The organism is Staphylococcus sp. EG-SA-2, from assembly GCF_017152085.1.
Window position 1 is genome coordinate 1 of sequence record NZ_JACYHC010000032.1, and the last position, 576, is coordinate 576.

Genomic DNA, 576 nt, shown 5'->3' on the forward strand with positions numbered 1-576 from the left:
AAGCTAGTGTTGGTGAAAAAGATGTAGTAACAACTTCAAGATTCCCTGGAACAACTTTAGATATGATAGATATTCCTTTAGATGAATCATCATTTATGTATGATACACCAGGTATTATTCAAGATCACCAAATGACGCATTTAGTTAGTGAAAAAGAATTGAAAATTATTATGCCTAAGAAAGAAATAAAACAACGCGTATATCAATTAAATGAGGCGCAAACATTATTCTTCGGCGGTCTAGCGCGCATAGATTATGTATCAGGTGGTAAACGTCCGTTAGTTTGTTTCTTTTCTAATGACTTGAATATACATCGTACTAAAACGGAGAAGGCCAATGATTTATGGCGTAATCAACTTGGCGATTTATTAACGCCACCTGGAAATCCACAAAATTTTGATCTTAATGAGGTAAAGGCTGTTAGACTTGAAACAGGCAAAGAGAAACGCGATGTTATGATCTCTGGTCTAGGCTTTATAACTATAGGACCAGGAGCTAAAGTAATCGTTCGTGTTCCTAAAAATGTTGATGTTGTATTAAGAAATTCTATTTTATAAGGTGATTTAAAAAATGAAA

At 33.9% G+C, this 576-nt stretch carries 1 pseudogene; it reads left to right on the forward strand.

From position 1 onward, the window contains the following. Positions 1–557 (forward strand): annotated as a pseudogene (locus IDG60_RS27035) (ribosome biogenesis GTPase YqeH); the annotation flags it as partial. Positions 558–576 lie beyond the last annotated feature (19 nt).